At 52.7% G+C, this 20083-nt stretch carries 16 protein-coding genes; 8 read left to right on the top strand and 8 right to left on the bottom strand.

Features of this window, described 5'->3' with window-relative positions; genetic code table 11:
* Nucleotides 1-65 precede the first annotated feature (65 nt).
* The gene (locus J2I46_RS11045; protein WP_207329052.1) at nucleotides 66-1067 is read left to right on the top strand and encodes a sugar phosphate isomerase/epimerase family protein; all 1002 of its coding nucleotides are present in this window, start codon (nucleotides 66-68) and stop codon (nucleotides 1065-1067) included.
* Between the two features lie 16 nt (nucleotides 1068-1083).
* Nucleotides 1084-2412: a Gfo/Idh/MocA family protein gene (locus J2I46_RS11040; protein ID WP_207329051.1), complete on the top strand. Its 1329-nt coding sequence runs from the start codon at nucleotides 1084-1086 to the stop codon at nucleotides 2410-2412.
* Nucleotides 2413-2485: 73 nt separating this feature from the next.
* Here the strand turns inward: J2I46_RS11040 and trpF are convergent, their stop codons facing one another.
* Complete coding sequence (gene trpF, locus J2I46_RS11035) at nucleotides 2486-3106, bottom strand: phosphoribosylanthranilate isomerase (RefSeq protein WP_207329050.1); 621 nt, start codon at nucleotides 3104-3106, stop codon at nucleotides 2486-2488.
* A 91-nt stretch (nucleotides 3107-3197) separates the two neighbouring features.
* A complete protein-coding gene (locus tag J2I46_RS11030; protein ID WP_207329049.1) occupies nucleotides 3198-4064 on the bottom strand; it encodes a tetratricopeptide repeat protein in 867 nt (288 codons plus the stop codon).
* A 405-nt stretch (nucleotides 4065-4469) separates the two neighbouring features.
* Between J2I46_RS11030 and J2I46_RS11025 the strand changes: the two genes are divergently transcribed.
* A complete protein-coding gene (locus J2I46_RS11025; RefSeq protein ID WP_207329048.1) occupies nucleotides 4470-6644 on the top strand; it encodes a hypothetical protein in 2175 nt (724 codons plus the stop codon).
* Between the two features lie 46 nt (nucleotides 6645-6690).
* Here the strand turns inward: J2I46_RS11025 and J2I46_RS11020 are convergent, their stop codons facing one another.
* Both J2I46_RS11020 and J2I46_RS11015 read right to left on the bottom strand, forming a co-directional pair.
* On the bottom strand, nucleotides 6691-7323 hold the full coding sequence (locus J2I46_RS11020) for a hypothetical protein (RefSeq protein ID WP_207329047.1): 633 nt from the start codon (nucleotides 7321-7323) through the stop codon (nucleotides 6691-6693).
* 28 nt (nucleotides 7324-7351) lie between these two features.
* On the bottom strand, nucleotides 7352-9250 hold the full coding sequence (locus J2I46_RS11015) for a beta-N-acetylhexosaminidase (RefSeq protein WP_207329046.1): 1899 nt from the start codon (nucleotides 9248-9250) through the stop codon (nucleotides 7352-7354).
* Between the two features lie 162 nt (nucleotides 9251-9412).
* Here J2I46_RS11015 and J2I46_RS11010 point away from each other — a divergent pair, with 162 nt between their 5' ends.
* The gene (locus tag J2I46_RS11010; RefSeq protein WP_207329045.1) at nucleotides 9413-9880 is read left to right on the top strand and encodes a hypothetical protein; all 468 of its coding nucleotides are present in this window, start codon (nucleotides 9413-9415) and stop codon (nucleotides 9878-9880) included.
* An 80-nt stretch (nucleotides 9881-9960) separates the two neighbouring features.
* Here J2I46_RS11010 and J2I46_RS11005 read toward each other — a convergent pair whose 3' ends face one another.
* Together J2I46_RS11005 and J2I46_RS11000 are read right to left on the bottom strand one after the other, a co-directional pair.
* The gene (locus J2I46_RS11005; RefSeq protein ID WP_207329044.1) at nucleotides 9961-11490 is read right to left on the bottom strand and encodes an aldehyde dehydrogenase (NADP(+)); all 1530 of its coding nucleotides are present in this window, start codon (nucleotides 11488-11490) and stop codon (nucleotides 9961-9963) included.
* Between the two features lie 23 nt (nucleotides 11491-11513).
* Nucleotides 11514-12353: a fumarylacetoacetate hydrolase family protein gene (locus tag J2I46_RS11000; protein ID WP_207329043.1), complete on the bottom strand. Its 840-nt coding sequence runs from the start codon at nucleotides 12351-12353 to the stop codon at nucleotides 11514-11516.
* Nucleotides 12354-12572: 219 nt separating this feature from the next.
* Between J2I46_RS11000 and mnmA the strand changes: the two genes are divergently transcribed.
* Both mnmA and J2I46_RS10990 read left to right on the top strand, forming a co-directional pair.
* A complete protein-coding gene (gene mnmA / locus J2I46_RS10995) occupies nucleotides 12573-13700 on the top strand; it encodes a tRNA 2-thiouridine(34) synthase MnmA (protein ID WP_207329042.1) in 1128 nt (375 codons plus the stop codon).
* 88 nt (nucleotides 13701-13788) lie between these two features.
* A complete protein-coding gene (locus J2I46_RS10990; RefSeq protein ID WP_207329041.1) occupies nucleotides 13789-14631 on the top strand; it encodes a hydroxymethylglutaryl-CoA lyase in 843 nt (280 codons plus the stop codon).
* Nucleotides 14632-14691: 60 nt separating this feature from the next.
* On the opposite strand, the gene J2I46_RS10985 is transcribed toward J2I46_RS10990, so the two are convergent.
* Nucleotides 14692-15216 (bottom strand): DUF7935 family protein, encoded by a 525-nt coding sequence (locus J2I46_RS10985; protein ID WP_207329040.1) that lies wholly within the window; start codon nucleotides 15214-15216, stop codon nucleotides 14692-14694.
* Nucleotides 15217-15273: 57 nt separating this feature from the next.
* On the opposite strand from J2I46_RS10985, the gene J2I46_RS10980 reads away from it, so the two are divergent.
* On the top strand, nucleotides 15274-15576 hold the full coding sequence (locus J2I46_RS10980; protein WP_207329039.1) for a HesB/IscA family protein: 303 nt from the start codon (nucleotides 15274-15276) through the stop codon (nucleotides 15574-15576).
* Between the two features lie 87 nt (nucleotides 15577-15663).
* Nucleotides 15664-19398: a sensor histidine kinase gene (locus J2I46_RS10975; protein WP_229379684.1), complete on the top strand. Its 3735-nt coding sequence runs from the start codon at nucleotides 15664-15666 to the stop codon at nucleotides 19396-19398.
* A gap of 29 nt (nucleotides 19399-19427) precedes the next feature.
* Here the strand turns inward: J2I46_RS10975 and J2I46_RS10970 are convergent, their stop codons facing one another.
* Nucleotides 19428-20045: an NUMOD4 domain-containing protein gene (locus J2I46_RS10970; protein WP_207329037.1), complete on the bottom strand. Its 618-nt coding sequence runs from the start codon at nucleotides 20043-20045 to the stop codon at nucleotides 19428-19430.
* Between the last annotated feature and the right edge of the window lie 38 nt (nucleotides 20046-20083).

The following is a 20083-nucleotide window of genomic DNA, read 5'->3' as shown; positions in this document are numbered from 1 at the left end:
TTGCCAATTAGCTGTTGACTAAAAGGAATTTAGTAGAAAGGTCTGTACGGCTACTTTGGCTGTACATGAAGCAACAGCTAATATCCTTACTCTTAAATCGCCAGCGGGCTTCTGACCACCTGGCGCCCGCCCTTGCTGATAGTCAGGAACAGACGGGTATCAACCGCAGGCAGTTTCTTCAGGCAGCAGGCGCTTCAGCGCTCGTATTGGCCGCCGGTGTAGACGGCATGGCAACACCGCCGAAATCAGGTCTGAAGATAGCGTACTCGGCCATTACCTGGGGCGGCAACGATGCCCAGGCCATCACAGACATATCGTCAACAGGCTTCAAGGGCATTCAACTGCGCGCCAATGCATTTGGGCCATATCGCACAAAGCCTTCAGAACTGAAAGCCCTGCTTGACCAACATGGGCTGCAGTTGGCTATGTTCTCGAGCGGTAATGTAGAGATTGACCCGGCTAAGTTCCAGAGCACCATCGATCAACACGTAGCCCATGCCAGCTTTGTAAAAGCACTGGGTGGGTCAGCTATACAGTTAACCAATTCAGCCCGGCCAAAAGACCGCCTCCCTACCACGGAAGAGTTGAAACGCCTGGCCACGGTAATGAACGAGATTGGCAAACAAACAGCCGATCTGGGTGTGCAGGCTGTATATCATAATCACATGCACCAGCTAGGCGAAACGCCCGCCGAAATTGATGTGATTGTGCAGGCGATGAAACCTAAGGCCATGCGCCTGCTTCTCGACATTGCTCACTTCAAACAGGGTGGCGGGCAGCCTGAACTTGCTGTTATCCAGTACCGCGATATAATTCATTCGCTCCACCTGAAAGATACGATGTCGCCACTGCCCGACCGGCCGGAGACGCCCAGCGCCTACAAATTTGTGGAACTCGGCCGTGGCAATGTGAACGTACCTGCCGTATTTAAAGCCCTGAAGACCATTAACTTCAACGGCTGGGGCATTATCGAATTAGACGGAGTACCTGAGCCAGGCCGCACAGCATTGCAGTGTGCCCAGACTAATAAAGAGTACATCACGCAAAACCTGAAATTTCCGCTTTAAAACAAGTACATAGCTTATGCATAACAGACGAGATTTTCTTAAAACATCAGCACTAGCCGGTTTGGGCATGAGCTTTTCGGCCAGTAGCTACGGGCGTATCATTGGCTCAAACGAGCGGGTACGCGTGGGCGTTATCGGCTTTTCTGACCGGTTTCGGCAGTCGCTCTCTCCCGCTTTTTCTGACCACGCCAAAGAACTGAACTTCTCTTTCGTTGGGGTATCCGACCTCTGGAATCGCCGCCGCGACGAAGCCAAGGCATATCTGACCGGCAAAGGCTGGGCCGATGCCAATAATTTTGCCATGTGCCGTAACAACGATGAACTCCTGGACCGGAAAGACATCGACGCGGTAATTATCAGTACGGCCGATTTCCAGCACGCGATTCACTGCGCCGATGCGGTCGAATCTGGCCGCGACGTGTACGTTGAAAAGCCGTTTGCTGAATCGATGGAAGATGCACGCAAAGCCCTGAAAGCCGTTGAAAAGTCGAAAAAGATCGTTCAGGTAGGGTCACAGCGCCGCTCGGCTCCTAACTACCACGCCGCGAATGACTTCATTAAGTCGGGCAAGTTTGGCGACGTATCGATGGTTGAAATGACCTGGAACGTAAACCAGCCCGGCCGGTGGCGCCGCCCTAAACTGGTATCCGAAATTCGCCAGGAAGATACCGACTGGAAACGCTTTTTGCTGAACCGCCCGGCCGAAGCCTGGGACCCACGCAAGTACCTGGAATATAGACTATTCTATCCCTACTCATCGGGTATTCCCGGCCAATGGATGTCGCACCAGATCGATACGGTTCACTGGTTCAGCGGCCTTGATCACCCCCGTTCGGTGGTTGCCAATGGTGGTGTATACGTTTGGAAAGATGGTCGCGTAAACGCTGATACATTCACCGCCGTATTCGATTACGGCCCGGACAATGACAAGAACAAAGGCTTCCAGGTGATGTACTCGTCGCGGATGCACAATGAGGCTGGCGGTACTAAAGAATACTACTATTCGAACGGCGGCATGATCAACCTCGACACCAACAAGATTTCGTCGGAAGGCGGCCTTCAGGCTAATTTCGCTCGTGAGATGGGTATGCAACCAAACCTGCTGGCAGCTCAAACGTTGTCGTCTGGTCCGAAGATTGAAACAAGCGCCAACACTGGTGGTGATCCAATGACATCGTTTCACATGCGGAACTGGATGGAGTGCGTGCGCAGCCGGAAAGAACCAAATGCCCCGGCTCGGGTAGGTTTCAACCACTCGGTAGCCAACATCATGGCCACTAAAGCGTTACATACCGGCAAACGGGTAACCTGGGACGCAACAAAAGGCGATATCGTTGTGGCATAAGCAGGTGGTTCAGGTGTCGAAGGCTCCGCAGACCTGCCGTTTTATCGGGTAGCACCCAGTTGACACGTGCTACTCAATCCACTTCCAGTACTTCCAGAATATCCATGAGCGCCCCAAAGTCACGGCTTCCGGGGCGTTCTTCATTTCCACCCGCCAGAGCAATTCCAGCTACGGGCAATTCGGCTAGCAATGGCTGAATGGTATCGGCTTCAAACCCAATGCCCAGCAGCACCGGATGACGGCCCGCAATCTGCTTCAGGGCAGCCATCAGTTCTTCGTCCAGATGGATAACAGACTGACTTTCAAGCAGTAAATAATCAATACCGGGCAACGCCGTACCGGCCACCGCATCGAGTTGTTCCAGCGACATTCCCGCCAGATCGACACGCAGCATCAGGGGTTTACCCATCGTACTTAGATAGGGTAACAGGGCCGTTTCTTCAACCTGCACTATATCGGGCTGATAATCAGCCATCAATTGCTCAATTTGCTCGGGATCGGCGCTGCTGGTTTCGCCCACGATGTGCACGCCGGCAACCCAACCCCGAATTTCGGCAAACCGGGCTGGATCGATATAATCAGGGCTGGTGCTATCCATTGAAAAGCCGAGAAGGTCAACACCCATTCCAGCACAATAACGGGCATCACTGAGGTTTGTGACGTTGGAAATTTTAACAATTGTCTGAAGGGCCATACGTACCTGCGCTTACTTATTTTTGGAGGGGCGAAAGTAGCACACACGAATTGTTCTTTAGCCACCAAACCGGCTAAAACACGCCAAAAAGTTATGCGCCAGCCTGTGCCCGCTTTAATATGCTACCTAGAAAACTGCCTACGAACGTGAGACCTATGGCTCCGTAGAGGCTGAACGACTCCACCTCCCGGTCAACGCTCGAGGCCGCAGGACCAACCACAAACGTGTATCCTGTCCAGATGAGCAACGCCTGACCAATGGCAAGCGCCCACCCTTTACGCGGTTCGGCAAAGCCAATCGCCCCTGCCGAAAAAGCGGCCAGTAGATAAGGCCAATGGATAACGGGACTATACTTGATCACAAACAATAACAGTAAGGCATTGATCACCGTAAAGCCAGCATTGACCACTAATGAACGACTGACGAACTCCGTCTGAACAGGGACCGCTGCGTCCATTGACAGTTGGGCCACCGATGTTATTGACTCTGCTCTGGCGAGGTCCTGCGCGGCTTCGGCAGGTTCGCCGGTTTGTTGTCGGGTTAGCCCGCGCCAGTAATAAGCTTCAGCTGAAGCCCCGTGGAAAATAGCCTTGTCAAAATCCTGAAAAGCGGTAACGTAATCCCCCAGTTGGTAATGGACCTGACCAGTTTCCAGGTGCAGGTCGGCAATGGTATCGTCATAACTTTTACCAGTTTCCAAATTCTTGAGGGCCGCCTTCATATCGCCAAGCGTCCGGTAAATTCGGGCACGGTACAGGTACGCCACGCCAAGTTTGGGTTGCGACTCCAGCGCCTGGTTGAAGTACGCCAATGCCGCCGCAAATTGGTCGTTCTGATACAGCGTAATACCTTCGCGCAGTTGATCGGCCTGCTTTTCAGCGGTACTCCGTTGATCAGCATAATTTCGTAGATAGATGATGTAGCCAACAAACGCGGCGACAGTGAGTAGTTCAAGCATACAAGACAGATCGCTAGTACCACAACTCCTGACCTCCCTATTTTGTGCCAGATTATCTGGATTCGGCCAGAACTGTAGTGAACGTACCTGATCATCACTCACCTCATGCCGGGCGTCGTTCGTGGATCTTGACGGCTATTCTTATAGCCATACGTTCGTGCAACAGTCATCCTTCAAGGATGATATGTATACCTGGCCTGGTATGGCACCAACACTTCCACAACACTGTCGTTAGAGTGTGACATAATTGACACACAAACTAAACGAACGTCGCCGGGTAACGTACCTACGGCAGCAAGGCTTGCAGTAGATGAAGCGGCCAATCGGGCCATAAGATGGATAGAAAGCAGTATTTAAGCCGTTGTGCATGCTCTGGCTTGTAGTATGTCGAATAATAATATCCAGATGAACACCATACGCCTGCTCTTGTCGTGCCTCCTCATCAGTTTATGCCTGAGTACGGTTGCCCAACGCGTATCCATTCAGCCTGCCGATCAGTCGCCCCAGAGCCGGTATGCGGTTGAACAGCTCTCAAAAGCACTCGTTGCCCGCGCCTACACCATAACGGCAGGCAAGGGCAGCAGCAATTCGTTCATGATTCGTCTGGCTCCGGCCAATTCAGTGCTTGGTGCCGAATCGTATGTGGTGCAACGGGGGGCCAATCAGCTCACCGTTACCGGGGGCGATGCGCGCGGTCTGATCTATGGCTGTCTTTCGCTTGTTGAAGACCTGCAAAATGGTATTGCACTACACAAACTAACGGCTCGTAGCGAACAGCCCCATCTGGCACTCCGCGCGATCAAATTCGACCTTCCCTGGGACACGTACCGGCACAGCTACGCCCTCGACCTGCATTACACTACCTGCCGCGATACCCTCTACTGGCGGGCTTTCCTAGACATGATGGTGGCCAACCGGTTCAATGCCCTGAGCCTCTGGAACCTTCACCCCTACACATTCATGATCAGGCCTACGAATTTCCCGGCGGCCACTCCGTTTGATAACCAGCAGCTGGCCGAATGGCAAACGTTGTTCAGAAGCATTTTCAGCATGGCGAAGGCGCGCGCCATTGACACGTACCTGATTCCGTTCAACATCTTCACCAGCCCTGAATTCTCAAAAGCGTATAACGTCAATCCGGCGGTGAACAACCTGGACCATCGCCATTTCATTGACGGCGATACGTCGGCTATTGTGAAACGATACACCCGCGAATGCGTTACGCAGGTGCTTAACGAATACCCGGACCTAACCGGCTTCGGCCTGACGCTGGGCGAGGGCATGGGCGGAATGACGCCCCAGCAGCGCGAAGATTGGATGACCGCCACCATCATTGACGGCATGCGACTGGCTAACCGGAAAACAAAACTCATCCACCGGATTCCGTTTTCCAGCACTACCGGCTCACTGGGCGTCACCAGCATTGACACGGAAAAACTGACGAGAAAATCAATTGAGCGTGAAGGGGCACTCGACTTTATTGAGGGGCCTGTCTGGGCCGATCTCAAATACAACTGGTCGCACGCCCATTCAACGCCAACGCTAGTAAAGGTGCATGGCGGCAAACTGTACGACACCTATTTCACGCCTAACCCATCTGCCTATAAAATTACCTGGACGGCCCGGAACGAAGATTTTTTCTGCCTGCGCTGGGGTGTACCCGCTTTCATTCGAGCCCATATTGCCGCCAATAATCAGGCATACGTGGGCGGCTATTTCCTGGGCTCCGAAACCTACATTCCCGCAAAAGATTACTTCACAACCCCCGGCAGGCCCGTCAACTGGACCTACGCGTTTGAGCGGCAGTGGCTGTTTTACAAACTCTGGGGGCGTTTGCTGTACAATCCGGCTACGGCTGATGCAGTGTTCAACGCGGAGTTCATCCGGCGGTATGGTTCATCGGCAAGTCCGTTGCTGGAGGCTTACTCGCTGGCTTCATCCACGCCCCTGCGGCTGGCGTCGGCCTTCGATTTTACGTGGGATTTTTCACTCTACAGCGAAGGCATGATGGCCCACGACGCCAACAAAAACGTATCATATATCTCCGTTAATCAGCAAATTACACAGCCTGTCCTTGATCCGGCCTACATGTCGGTGCTGGATTTCGTACGGGCCACAACAGCAGGAAGACCCATTGAAACCAACCGGGTAACGCCTCTTGCGCTGGCATCTATGCTGGAAACAGATTGCCGAAAAGCACTGCTGCTGGTTGGCCCGATAAAGACAACAACTAACCGATCATTGGCGTATGAGGTTGCAGACGTGAAGACGTGGGCGAACCTGGGGTTACACCTGGCGGCAAAACTACGGGGTGCCGTTGCGCTGCAAACCTACCGTTCTACGGGAAATGAAACAATGAAACAGGCTGCGGTTCAACACCTGAAAGCAGCGCTTGGGTACTGGGATGAAGTTGTTGCCATTACCCGACCGCTCTACAAGGATATGCCACTGGTTCACCTGAGCGAACAGAAAGGCAGCACACCGGCCCAGAATGACAAACTCCGGTTTCACTGGGCGTATCTCCGCCCACAGGTGGCCGCAGACGTGACTGTTGCGGAGCAGGCGCAACCAACCGAATAAGTATTTCAGGTACGTTGGCAACGTACCTGAAATACTTCTGTTTACTTCATTTTTTCGGGATCAGCTTACTGGTAAAATCCTGAAAACGAACAACACCCAGCTCATTTTTCGTCAGTACTTTAGGCGGCCTGGTATTGGTTGGCTGCCCAGGCGCAGCATATTCGAATGGCTGTAAGGTGATGGTGTGCAGCCACCAGTCGGGCCGTTTAGGGTCAAACTCAAACGTGATAACCTGCGAGGTTCGTTCGCCAAGTCCGTACGCACTGACAAACGAGAACAGATTTCCGTTGAATACTACCTTCACGAACGGATCGACCAGCGAACCACCGCCGCAGGTTGTACAGCGGAGAATCTGATCATTATACACGGCATTTCGAAGCTGACCGTTTGGCTGATACAGGAGCAGAATCACGCGCCGGGCCAACCCACCGGGCGCATCGCCGGGCTGGTGCTGCGTTCGTTGGGCGATGAGCACAACATCGGGTCGTTTGTCATTGTTCAGATCACCTACATAATGCCGCTCATAGCGATAAACGCCGGGTGTTTGCCCAATATGGCGCTGGTATAAAGCCACTGAATCGGCCGTGAGCGGTACCCGCCCCTGCCCATTTACCAGTATAGTGGCCCAACTCACTAGCAAAGCGGTAAGAAGAAGCTGACAACAACGTTGATGATTCATATAGACAGATAACGGCCCTGCAGACAGGTTATTTCGGTGCTCGCTTCACCAGTTCGTCGCGTTTAAGTGTCAGCTGGCGACCAGATGGCTTTCCGTTTCGATAGGTGACCACGCGCAGCGTAACGTTACCTTCAGGAATCAACAGTGGCTGTGAATACCGGGGGCTGTAGCGACCCGGCATCGTGTCGTCGATGGAATAGTAGATATCCGATCCGGGAATCTCCGAGTCGAGCATGACCGTCAGTTTGTTATCGGCCAGCACGGTTGTCACGATGGGGTCATACGCCGCGCGGGCGTAGTTGATGTTGGCCTGTTCGGCGCGCTGCATCTGGGTTTCCATACGGGGAATAAAGCCAGCCCAGTCGCGGCGGTTTCTGGGTGTCCAGAATACTTCTGCCAGGGCCCAGGCTCGCGGGAAGCTCATATATTCTACGTGTCCCATTGTTGGTGCCTGCTCTGTCCAGAGGTTACCCTGCCCGCCCAGAATCCGGGTCGAGTCGACGTCAGCGGGCACTGGTTCGAAGTTGTAACAGGTTTTCAGGCGAAGACTGGCGTAGATGCGTGGTTCCAGCGTGGGGTCGCTCTGCATATAATCGAGGTAAGCGAAGGTAGACGGCGACATCACGACATCGTGCCCGTTTTTGGCCGCTTCAATGCCTCCTTTCATGCCTCGCCAGCTCATAACCGTTGCGCTTGGCGACACGGTACCTCCTTCCAGAATCTCATCCCAGCCCATAAACTTCTTGCCTTTGGCATTAATGATCTGCTCAACCCGTCCCATAAAGTAGCCTTGTAACTCCTCTACTTTGGTCATGCCTTCCCGTTTCATCAGCGCCTGACAGCCGGGGTCTTTTGCCCAATACCCGTGGTAACATTCATCGCCGCCCGCATGGATATATTGCCCCGGAAAAAGAGCGGCAATTTCGCCAAAGACTTTGTCTAAGAACGTGTACACCGCTTCATCAGATGGGTTCAATGTGTTGTCGATCAACATTTTGAACGAGCCATTACCGTACCATTCAGCGAATTGCGTACCCGGGTTCACCCGCACCGAGGTGTCTTTGCTGCACGATAATTCGGGATAGGCCGCCAGGATAGCCATGCTGTGTCCGGGTACATCGACTTCGGGTACAATGGTGATGTTACGAGCCTGTGCATACCGAACAATTTCCCGAACCTCTTCCTGGGTGTAGAACCCACCATAGGTAGCTGCCTCGCCCGGCTTCGGATTGGGCCGCTCACCAAAATGGCCATCGCGCGGTACGCGCCATGCGCCCACGCTGGTTAACCGGGGCAACGACTTGATCTCGATTCGCCAGCCATTGTCATCGGTCAAATGCCAGTGTAACGTATTGATTTTAAGTTGGGCCAGCTCATCAATATACCGCATTACATCGGCTTTCGGGAAGAACGACCGGCTAACGTCGAGCATAACGCCCCGCCAGCCAAACCGTGGGTAGTCGACGATCTTCACCGCCGGAATCAAGAGTGTGGCGGTCTTTAGTGAGCCGGGCTGGGTACGTTCCACCGGCAGTAGTTGTAGCAACGTTTGTGCACCATAGAACAGCCCCGCCGACTGGTTGGCCGAGATCGTAATCCCTTTCGGGCCGCTGCTGAGTTTGTAGCCTTCGCGCCCCAGCCGGGCATCGGGCAACGAATTCAATACCAGGAAAATGGCATTGGCGGGAGCTACCAAAACGGCTTTACTAGTCAGGGTAAAGCTGGTTTGCCCGGCCAGTTGTTGAGCCAGCAAGGCTGCCAGCGTTGCCGATTCAGGTCTGGAGTAGGCGATGGTCGTTGCTTTGGTCAGCGCAAAATGGCCCGCTTGAGTCTGTACCGATACGGGTTCTGGAATGAGGTGAACGGGTTGTTGCGCATAGCTGGCCGACGTCAGCAGAAGCAGTGCGGTAAAGAGTAGTAGACGCATAGGGATATAGGGGAAGAGGCTGTCAGCCATTAATGATCAAGCCACCGGCTATGTACGTTAATGGCAACATCCGTTTACCAGCTTGAAAATTAAGTCCAAAACCGTTACAACCTTCTGCTATCATGAGCACACTTTGTCAGGAACGTTAACAGAACAAACCCCATGACAAAATTCCTGCTCCCCCTCAGCTTTATGCTGATGTATCTCCTGTCGGCTTGCACAACACCGGCCATCGAGCCAGCCACGACAACCGAAATGGCACAGGCCAGACAAGCCCAACAGTGGCTAACAGCCCAGGCAAAATGGGTGGTTTCAACGGCTAGTCAGAACAACGATGTGTATTATCAACGCGGCATTCAGCAGGTTGGCGAAGTAGACATGGAGGTTGAATGGCTGAGATTCCTGCCCGACAACCGGTTTGAGGTGCAGATGCTGGGCGGAACAAAGCCTACTGCCCTCTTTTACAAGATCGATGCGGCTACCAACGAACTCCTGGTTTCACAAACGGCCGACTTTACCAAGCTGTTGAACTGGAAAACCAAAATCGACAACATCCGCGAAAAAAGCGTCGATCTGTTTATTCGGGAGGGCGACGATGACCTGGTTACGCTATCACTCATTCCCCAGTAGAAAAGTGTCGAAATTGGAGTTTAGGCAAGATTGCTTCGCGCTCGAGACCCTTCGGTTAGAGCGCGAAGCAATCTTGCCCACTAGTACGCCTTCAGTACACCCTGCAACGTACCTGGCAGCGCTGAATCCGGAAATGCCTGGAAGCAGACAGGGCGCGTAAACCGGTATATCGCCGACGTACCCACGGATGAACTCCGGCTATCGGTAGTGGCCGGAAATGGTCCACCGTGTACCATCGCATGGTTCACCTCAACGCCCGTTGGAAACCCGTTGAATACCAAACGGCCTACCTTCATAGTCAATACGTCGATCAGGTCGGCGTACTCGGCCAGGTCAGCCTCTGTGCCGTGAATGGTTGCCGTCAGGTGACCATGCAGACTCCTGGCAAAGGTCATAAGTTCCTCCTTCGATTCGGCTACGATACCAACCGTTGATGGCCCGAATACTTCTTCCGACAACTCGGGATGCTGCAACGCGCTGGGTACGTTGGTCATTAGCAAATGCGGCTGGACGCCCTCATCTGTCCAACTGGTCGACGCCTGAGTACCCGTAAGGGAACGGAGGCGGGTAATGCCCTTGTGGTATGCCTGTTTGATACCGTCGGTCAGCATGGCCCCGCAGGGTGTGGCGGCCAGTTGGCGCTCCAGTTCGTCGGTAAAATCGGTTTGGCCCTTTCCAACAACGAACAAACCCGGGTTGGTACAGAATTGGCCAACACCCTGCGTAACCGATGCGGCAAAGGCCGTTGCCAGAGTCGCCTTGTTGTCGGCCAGCGCTCCCGGCAGAAAGAAAACCGGATTGGTGCTTCCCATTTCGGCATATACGGGAATCGGCTCGGGCCGGCGAACGGCCAGATCGTACAGCGCTTTTCCGCCCCGATATGACCCGGTGAACCCAACGGCTTTGATCAGCGGGTGCTGCACAAGCGCTTCACCAACCCGATGCGTTGCGCCCTGCAAGAGCGAGAAAACACCGGCGGGCAATCCCGTTTTCGCCAGCGCCCGGTTAATAGCCTGCCCCACCAGTTCGCAGGTGGCCGGGTGGGCCGGGTGCGCTTTAAAGACCACAGGGCAACCAGCCGCCAGTGCCGATACGGTATCGCCACCCGCTACCGAAAACGCCAGCGGGAAATTGCTGGCACCAAAAACAGCTACCGGTCCCAGCGCAATCTGCATCTGATGTAGCATCGCGGGTTCACCATCCGCTTTTTTCACAGCCTGTAACGGACTGCTGATGGCATTAACCCAGGTATCACTGCGGATAAAATCGGCGAATAACCGTAATTGACCTACGGTGCGGCCCCGTTCGCCTTCGAGGCGCGGCAGTGGCAGTGCTGACTCTTGCGAGGCCGTTTCGATCAGTTGAGCACCCAGGGCCAGAATCTCGTCGGCAATAGTTTCCAGAAAAGCAGCCCGCTCTGCGCCGGATGTTTTCCGGTATGTCCAGAACGATTCGTCGGCCAGTTTCACGGCCTGATCAATTTCGGCACCGGTCGCCTCGTAAAAGACCGTATCCATGGGTTGGTTGTTGTGCGGCGTGTAGGCCTGAAACTGTTCCAGACCCTCTCGTGAGCTTTCACCACCGATCCATTGTTTTCCAGTCAGTTGCATAGTTTTTAGTCGTTAAGCAATCGTTAGTCTACCCAGTTCACCAGCGATCCGATACCGTCAATGGTGATGGTGATCCGATCGGCTGATTGAAGTGTAAAGGTATTCGGTGGAACAATGCCAGTGCCGGTCATCAGAAAAACACCGTCGGGAAAACTGCATTCACGGAAGAGAAACGACACCAATTCGGTATGGTCACGCTTCATCTGACTGATCTGAATATCCTGCGAGAACATGATGGCACCAGCCCGTTCAATGGTCAGGCTTATCAGTGTCTCGGGCGCGATAGGCTTGCCAGGTACGTACAGACAAGGGCCCAGACTGGCCGAGCGGTCATAACTCTTTGCCTGTGGCAGATACAACGGGTTTTCACCCTCGATACTCCGCGAACTCATGTCGTTTCCCGCCGTATAGCCAACGATCTTGCCCGACGCGGTAATGAACAACGTCAGTTCCGGCTCAGGTACATCCCAGGTTGAGTCGCGGCGGATCCGGACGGAGTCGTTCGTTCCTACAGTCCGTTTGGCCGACGCTTTAAAGAACAGTTCGGGGCGTTCGGCATCATACACTTTATCATAGAACGTGTCGCCGCCCGCCACTTTCGATTCGTCCATCCGGGCGTCGCGGCTGCGCAGGTACGTTACCCCCGACGCCCACACTTCCTGGCTTTGAATGGGGGGCAGGATTGCCTGAGTTGCCAGCCAGTCGGCCCCAACGGCTTCGGCCCGATCGCTGTTGAAATCGGCCATTGAGGCTTCGTATAGATTATCACGGTTTATGTATCCGTCCCAATCCGTTGGGTCAAGCTGTTTCAGCTGATCATCCAGTTCAAGTACAATGCCGTTGGTTATCCGGTAAATTTTCATAGCTAAAAAAGTGGGGACATACGTCAATGAGTTCACTGGCAAAGGGTCAATTTATGGTTGACTTACTCATCCATGGCCGATTCGAAACTATTCACACTTCCATGCTCGTTAGCTAATTTGACGGCCTCGAATAGGGGCTGGGTGGCTGTAATGCGGCCCCCGAACACAAAACAAAACGAACCAGTACCTATCGCCGGACTTTGAACCCGGTCAGATACCATGAGCAAACACGGACGCATTCTGGTCGCGATGAGCGGCGGAATCGATTCTTCGCTGGCAGCGGTGATGTTGCACGAAGAAGGCTATGAGGTCATTGGCATGACCATGAAAACCTGGGACTACGCCTCGTCGGGCGGCACCAAAAAAGAGACCGGCTGCTGTAGCCTCGACTCAATCAACGACGCCCGCAACATCTCGGTGAGCCTGGGTTTTCCCCATTACATCCTTGACATTCGCAACGAATTCGGCGACGCGGTGATCGACCATTTTACGGGCGAATACCTGGAAGGCCGCACACCCAATCCCTGCGTGTTGTGTAACACCCACATCAAATGGGATGCCCTGCTCCGCCGCGCCGACCGCCTTGATTGCGAGCACATTGCAACGGGCCATTACGCACACATCCGGCAGGATACGACCGAAGGTCCATCAAATGGCAGGTACGTTATTTCGAAGGGTGTCGATACCTTGAAAGACCAGTCGTATGTGCTCTGGGGCGTATCGCAGGAAAGTCTGGCGCGGACCATTTTGCCGCTGGGGCACCTGCGAAAATCGGAGATTCGGGACATGGCAACCGAGCGCGGTTTTATGGAACTGGTGACTAAATCAGAGTCGTACGAAATCTGTTTCGTACCCGATAACGATTACCGGGGTTTTCTGAAACGCCGTGTTCCGACGCTGGAAGCAGAAGTAGCTGGCGGAAACTTCATTCTGGAAACTACCGGGAAAGTAGTGGGCAAGCACGAAGGCTATCCGTTTTATACCATCGGTCAACGCAAAGGGCTGGGCATTGCCCTGGGGCATCCGGTATTTGTGACCGAGATTCGGAAAGATACCAACGAAGTAATTCTGGGCCTCGACAAAGACCTGTACCGGAATGGGATGATGGTGAGTAAACTGAACCTTCAGAAATACGCCGGCATTGCCGAGCCGCTGCAAACGGTAACGAAAGTGCGCTACAAAGATCCGGGTACGTCGGCAACGGTTGTTCAAACCGGCCCTGACCAGATCGAGGTGCGGTTCGATGAAGGCGTTTCGGCCATTGCTCCCGGTCAGGCAGCAGTTTTCTACGAAGGCGACGACGTTGTTGGCGGTGGCTGGATCATGAAGAGTTTCAACCAGAACTAGTGAGTGGAGTAGCGGATGAGTGCATGCCTGGTTACCGCTTTGTGACACTATCCTGATCTGCTAATCCACCCATTCACTCATTTTTTTTATGCTCCTTACCGAATGTCCGCGCGATGCGATGCAGGGGCTGACCCGGTTTATTCCGACGACCGATAAGATTCGCTACCTGAATGCGTTGCTGAAAGTCGGTTTCGACACGCTCGATTTTGGCTCGTTCGTGTCGCCGAAAGCCGTTCCGCAGATGCAGGATACGGCCGAGGTACTGGCGGGGCTTGATCTGACCGGTACCCAAACCAAGCTGCTGGCGATTGTTGCTAACCGGCGCGGAGCTGAGCAGGCTATTGGCTACGAAGCAATCAGGTACGTTGGTTTTCCCCTGTCAGTATCTGAAACGTTTCAGCAGCGCAATACGAATAAATCTATTCAGGAAGCCCTTGCTGACGTAGCCGCCATGCAGCGCCTTTGCCAGCAGGCCGATAAAGGGCTGGTTGTTTACCTGTCAATGGGCTTTGGCAACCCCTATGGCGACTCGTACAGTCCTGCTTTAGTGGTTGATTTCACGACTCGGCTCGTTGACCTCGGCATTCGCCACATTATCCCCTCCGATACCGTTGGTACGGCAACACCGACTGCCATTGAGGCCCTCTTCGATCATCTCTCTGACGCCTTTCCGTTTCATGCGTTCGGGGCGCACCTGCACGCCCTCCCCGGCGAAGCGCCCGCGAAGGTACGCGCAGCCGTGCGGGCCGGCGTGAAGCGCATTGATGGTGCCATTGGCGGTCTTGGTGGTTGCCCGATGGCAGCCGATTCGCTCACCGGCAACCTGCCTACCGAAGAGATCATAGCTACGCTGGGTACGTTAGGTATTCCTACCGGTCTGGATATGGCAGCATTTTCCAGGGCCGTTGAGCTATCCCGCGAGGTTCTGTAAAACACGTCTCAATCAGACGATCATCGTTCACCGTGAAGGTGGTCTATCGAAACCACGGTTCTACATGAACATGGTTTGAATCTCATCTTTCACCGTCCGCAGCGCATCGGCAGTGGGCTGACGGTCGCGCTGGATGATACGTTCAAATATACGTTTTGATAGGTCGATAGCGGGCGCATCGGGGTGAACATCACCGCTGGCCTGATTGATGAGCGTTGTTACATCGTTCATGGCGTTCTGCACCTGGTCCCAGGCATGCTGACTCATGTAGACCTGTTGCGATAGATTATGATTGTATTCATCGCGGATGTCGCGCAGGAGGAGTTGTTGCAGCTCAAGTGTAGAATCGGCCGAACCGCCGAGTCGTAACAGCATGTTGTTGGGGCTGATTCGCTCCAGAAAGAGCACGATCCGCTCGTAGGCCTGCAGCCGAATCGGGATAACGTTTTCGCTATAGCGCTGTTTTACTTCGTTTTGGTGACGGGCCGCCTCCCGTTCCAGCAGTAACTTTACGGTCAGGTACATCCCGTACAGTACGAGTGCTGCGGGTACAAGAAGTTTCACTAGATCACTCAGGACGGTCATTTTTTCGTAGTTTAGTAGTTAGTTAACTGGCCGAGACACAGCTCGCCGATCTGTATTATGGTAATTGCCCCCGTTCAAATTCGCCCCGAAGCACGTGCCCGGATTATTGACACGCTAACAACGCAAAAAATTCCGGCAGAGTATGGACTTCGGGTGGGTGTGAAAGGTGGTGGCTGCGGGTCATCCTGGTTACTCGGTTTTGATCTGCCTGGCCCAACTGACGACATTTATTCGGTAGATGGAGTACGCGTAATCATCGACAAACGACATCTTCTTTATGTTCTGGACGCTACTATCGGGTTCGAGCAGACAGAAGAAGGGAACGGATTTGTAGTGAATCGACCCGGTGACCTGAAATAATGGCACGATTTTAGGTCACAATGCCCGGTAAGTACCTGTTTGTTTTTACTCGCACCTGTGGTTTTTATAGAACGTCATATCTTTTTGTTGTTAGCGATTGTCGCGTGTTTTGCGTCGGCACTTTGCTACACATTTTTAGAGCGAAATGCCCCCGGCGCCACTGATGAGCAATATGTCACATCGATTCAGGAACGCATCAAAACGGAAACGAAACAGTGCGATGATGAACTGACTCAACTGACAGCCAGCCTGAAGAACACGCCCAATTATACGTTTACCGCCTTAAGTCAACGGACTCACTACCCGTATTACATCTTCAAGAATAAGCGCTTACTCTACTGGTCTGATAACCGGTTTATCCCCGACTACGCCCTCGTAGCCCCTATCCGCTACCCGAAACTCATTGATTTTGATCAGGGCCGGTTTATTGTAAACCACAAACAAACGTCTCATCAGGGTGATACGCTGGATGTTTTTTCGCTTATCATGGTGTATCGCCAGTACACGACAACCAATCCTTTTCTTCAGTCGGGCTATAACCCGGCTTTATTTTCGCTTGATCCGCTTGCGCTGACCACCAGGAAAGGTGCTGCTTATCAGAATATATACGACTCTACACCAGTCTTCCTTTTCTCTGTTGTTCCTCCCAAAGTAGACCCTTTCCGAAATCGGACCACGCCGGTCAATACGGTTATTCTTGCCACACTGGCAGTGTTGTTCTTTGGCCTGTACGTAATCAGACGGTTACGGTGGGCTTCTCAGGTACGTCAGTATGAACTGGGTTTCCTGTGGCTTGCCGGTTATTTGCTGCTCCTGCGCGGCGTAATGCTCTATTTGGGCGTACCTTATCTGTTCATTGAGAACGATCTCTTCAACGCCAAATATTATGCGTCGTCTGAGCTGGCTCCGTCGTTAGGCGATCTGATGCTCAATAGTGTAGCGCTGCTGATCGTGGCCTTTTATATCGTCAATAATTTTTACCGTTCCCGTACCTACAACCGGCTTATTCACCTGCCTGCCTGGGCCTGGGCTATTGGTTCGGTAATGCTGGTGATGCTGAGCTACAGCGTGTATTTCGCCTGTTTCAGCCAGTTAAATGCGCTGTATGAAAAATCACAGTACACGCTCGACCTTGCCCTGAGCATTGAATTTTCGCCGCTGAAAGTGGCTAGTCTGCTTTTCTTCATTACCCTGTCGATCATTTATTTTCTGGTTCAGCATATTCTGGTCAGCCTGTTTATTCGGTTCAACCAACGCCTGTTGGTTGGGCTGGGGTTGTTTCTGGTGGGTACACTGTTGAGCTTCGGCGTTTACTATTTCTTTTTGGGCGACCAGTTCGAGCCGCTGTATCTACTCAACTCGGGCTATTTCCTGGCCCTGTATATCAGTCGGTTTCCCCGTTTCCTCTACACGTTTCAGTATAAAACATCGCTCTACTTTTTTCTGGGTAGCTTCATTTGCGCGTCAACAGCGGCCAGTGTAGTGTATCGGCAGCAGATACTCGAAGATTTGCGCACCAAGCAGGTACTGGGAAAAACGTTACTGGCAGAAAACGACGAATACGGCGAGCTCTTACTCCGAAAGGCTCAGATATCAATCAACAACGACCCGGAAATTCGACGGGTTTTTCGGAACGATACCCTTCTGGTTCGCCGGGAGCGCATCCAGGAACGCATTAAAGGACTGCACCTTGACAAGTACTTCGATAAGTATGATACCGAAGTTTCCTCATTCGATGTGGGCGGTACACCGCTGGATGCCAGCGAAAACCCGGCATCGCTCAGTGGGTACGTGCAGCAGTACCAGCAAAAGAAGTACAAAACAAAATATGCTGATCTCTACTTCGTCAATGAGGTTGGCAATCAGTTTATTAAGGAATATATTGATTTTATCGACATCCACGATGCAGATAGCGCCGTGGTTGGCTACGTGGTGCTGGATCTCAAACTTCGGAAAAAGGCACCCGGATCAGATTATTTTCAATTCCTGACGAATGATAAACTGGTGCAATCGCCTAAGATGCAGCATTACAGCCACGCTGTTTATGAACGCCTGCCCGGCTCGAAAGGCTTTCAGCGGCCTCACATCACGGGCACATATAACTATGAGCGCCGAATGCCGGCCAGTATTCTGAACAGCCCGGTGCTCTATGATAAAGGTATTGCGCACGAAGGCTTTGTTCACCTGGGTATTCGCGGCTCTAGTGGGCGAACACTCGTTGTATCGTCACCAAAGTACCCCTATGGCAGTGTATTCGCCAATTTCTCCTTTCTGTTCCTGATTTTGGTGCTTTCCGTGATCGTTGTCATCATCCTGTACTCCGTTCAGTATGGCTTTTCGCGGTTTAGCATCAACTATTCAACCCGTATTCAGGTATTGCTGAATTTGGCTTTCTTTTTGCCCCTACTCCTCGTAGTTGTTATCATCCTTGGCGTAATCAGCAGCAATTACATCAGCAACCAGGAAGCCAGCTACATCAGCAACACCAAAAACATTGCGGCTAATTTCCAGGCCTATCTTGACGAACACGTTAAAGGAATACGTAGCAAGGAAGCGATGGAACAGGAGTTGGAAACCATAGCCCGCGACGCCAACATTGATATTAACCTGTTCGATACGACCGGCTACCTATATAGCACAACCCGAAAATTGATGTATGAAAGTGGCCATTTATCGCCCTACATCAATCCGCAGGCTTTTATGCACATTGCCGAGGACAAAGAAAATCAGGTGTTGCTCAATGAATCGCTGGGCACAAAACAATTCAGTACGGCCTATGCCGGTATCAAATCATTTGACGGGAAATTCTACGGGCGATTGATGGGTATTCTGAGCGTGCCCTACTTTGATGCCCGGCCTGAGCTTGATCGCCAATTGCTGGAAGTTATTTCGTCGGCTCTCAGTGTCTTTACGTCGCTGTTTCTACTCTTCCTGATCCTATCGTATTTCGCCTCCAGCAGCATTACGAAGCCACTGCGGATTATGACCCAAAAAATTCGCCGAACCAGCCTCGACCGTCTCAACCAGACGATCGAATGGCAGTCGGACGATGAGATCGGGGCCCTGGTGAAGGAGTACAACCGAATGCTCACCAAACTGGAAGAAAGTAAATTCTCGCTGGCGCAGAGTGAAAAGCAATCGGCCTGGCGCGAGATGGCCAAGCAGGTGGCCCACGAGATTAAAAATCCGCTCACGCCGATGAAGCTTACGCTGCAACAATTGCAGCGCACCCTGCCCGGCACCAATCCGGTTACAGACCGCGCCGTAAGCCGGACGCTTGATTCATTGCTCGACCAGATTGACAACATCAGTGATATTGCTACGTCATTCTCTGATTTTGCCAACATGCCAATGCCCCAGAATGAGTTGGTAGAACTCACGTCAGTGGTCCACAAAGCCGTGGATCTGTATGCCGATGATAAGCGGGTATCTATTCGTCGGCAGATCGAGGCGGGCCCGGTCTGGATTATGGGCGACCGTCAGTTGCTCATGCGCATCATGACCAATCTGATCATCAACGGCATTCAGTCGGTTCCGCCCGATCAACGGCCGATCATCGACATACGACTTTTCACAACGGACGACAACGCCAACGTTGAAATACACGATAACGGATTAGGCATACCGGAATCGATTCGATCAAAAGTGTTCCTGCCCAACTTTAGTACGAAAGAAGGTGGCACAGGCATCGGGCTGGCCATATCAAAGCGGGGCATTGAACATGCCGGTGGAAGCATCTGGTTTGAAACGGATGTGAACGTAGGTACGTCCTTTTTCATTGCTATGCCATTGGCCGGCCCGGCCCGTTCAGGCAGCAACTAAATACGCCATAAAAAAAGGTAACCCGAAGGTTACCCGTTGTTACGCGTGGCGTAGGCCAGTGTTGCAGGTTGCTGGTAGTGGTTCTCATCCTCCAGAACAACGTGTTTCCAGTTTTCGCCAGAGCGAATCCGATTAAGTTGCGTATGGGTGATACCAAACTGCCGGGCAATCGTTTTGAGCCGATTCTTATCGTTCCGGAGCAGTTTTTTGATCATTTTTACTTTACTCTCCGTCAGCTTATAATTGCGGGTACGTTTAGGCAATGGCCGATTGAGCACATTCGGGTTTGACCGGTTGTGCTCAATCATTTCTCCCTGCGTTGCCCAGCGCAGGTTCTGTACCCGATTGTTGAGCTTATCATGGTCCAGATGCACCACATACGTTTGGTCTGGGCGACCTGCTTCCAGGAAGTATTCAGCAACGAGCTTATGCACGTAGCGATTGATCGTCTTCCCTTTCTTGCGAATATTAAGTGATCGGTAGCCCTGAATGACTGACCCTTTTATGATAGCACCGCCCGCTGATGCCTGAAAGCTGCGCAGACGCCCGTAATTGGATATTTGGTACACGGGCGCATCCTCTATGTCTTTAAACACAATAGGCACCCATTGCTCGTTCCAGAACGTTGCTGGTATTTTACTGGTCATGGCTTGCTCCGTCTGTGAGTTGGAAAAGTATTTTCCTG

It is taken from the genome of Fibrella forsythiae (assembly GCF_017353175.1).
GTDB classification, from domain to species: domain Bacteria; phylum Bacteroidota; class Bacteroidia; order Cytophagales; family Spirosomataceae; genus Fibrella; species Fibrella forsythiae.
Note: the sequence above shows the minus strand (reverse complement) of the source record. Positions and strands in the feature narration are given on the sequence as shown.

Excerpts from the sequence above, each read along its gene's own strand:
- J2I46_RS11045 (WP_207329052.1), top strand. The coding sequence starts at position 66 with ATGAAGCAACAGCTAATATCCTTACTCTTAAATCGCCAGCGGGCTTCT.
- J2I46_RS11040 (WP_207329051.1), top strand. The coding sequence starts at position 1,084 with ATGCATAACAGACGAGATTTTCTTAAAACATCAGCACTAGCCGGTTTG.
- trpF (WP_207329050.1), bottom strand. The coding sequence starts at position 3,106 with ATGGCCCTTCAGACAATTGTTAAAATTTCCAACGTCACAAACCTCAGT.
- J2I46_RS11030 (WP_207329049.1), bottom strand. The coding sequence starts at position 4,064 with ATGCTTGAACTACTCACTGTCGCCGCGTTTGTTGGCTACATCATCTAT.
- J2I46_RS11025 (WP_207329048.1), top strand. The coding sequence starts at position 4,470 with ATGAACACCATACGCCTGCTCTTGTCGTGCCTCCTCATCAGTTTATGC.
- J2I46_RS11020 (WP_207329047.1), bottom strand. The coding sequence starts at position 7,323 with ATGAATCATCAACGTTGTTGTCAGCTTCTTCTTACCGCTTTGCTAGTG.
- J2I46_RS11015 (WP_207329046.1), bottom strand. The coding sequence starts at position 9,250 with ATGCGTCTACTACTCTTTACCGCACTGCTTCTGCTGACGTCGGCCAGC.
- J2I46_RS11010 (WP_207329045.1), top strand. The coding sequence starts at position 9,413 with ATGACAAAATTCCTGCTCCCCCTCAGCTTTATGCTGATGTATCTCCTG.
- J2I46_RS11005 (WP_207329044.1), bottom strand. The coding sequence starts at position 11,490 with ATGCAACTGACTGGAAAACAATGGATCGGTGGTGAAAGCTCACGAGAG.
- J2I46_RS11000 (WP_207329043.1), bottom strand. The coding sequence starts at position 12,353 with ATGAAAATTTACCGGATAACCAACGGCATTGTACTTGAACTGGATGAT.
- mnmA (WP_207329042.1), top strand. The coding sequence starts at position 12,573 with ATGAGCAAACACGGACGCATTCTGGTCGCGATGAGCGGCGGAATCGAT.
- J2I46_RS10990 (WP_207329041.1), top strand. The coding sequence starts at position 13,789 with ATGCTCCTTACCGAATGTCCGCGCGATGCGATGCAGGGGCTGACCCGG.
- J2I46_RS10985 (WP_207329040.1), bottom strand. The coding sequence starts at position 15,216 with ATGACCGTCCTGAGTGATCTAGTGAAACTTCTTGTACCCGCAGCACTC.
- J2I46_RS10980 (WP_207329039.1), top strand. The coding sequence starts at position 15,274 with ATGGTAATTGCCCCCGTTCAAATTCGCCCCGAAGCACGTGCCCGGATT.
- J2I46_RS10970 (WP_207329037.1), bottom strand. The coding sequence starts at position 20,045 with ATGACCAGTAAAATACCAGCAACGTTCTGGAACGAGCAATGGGTGCCT.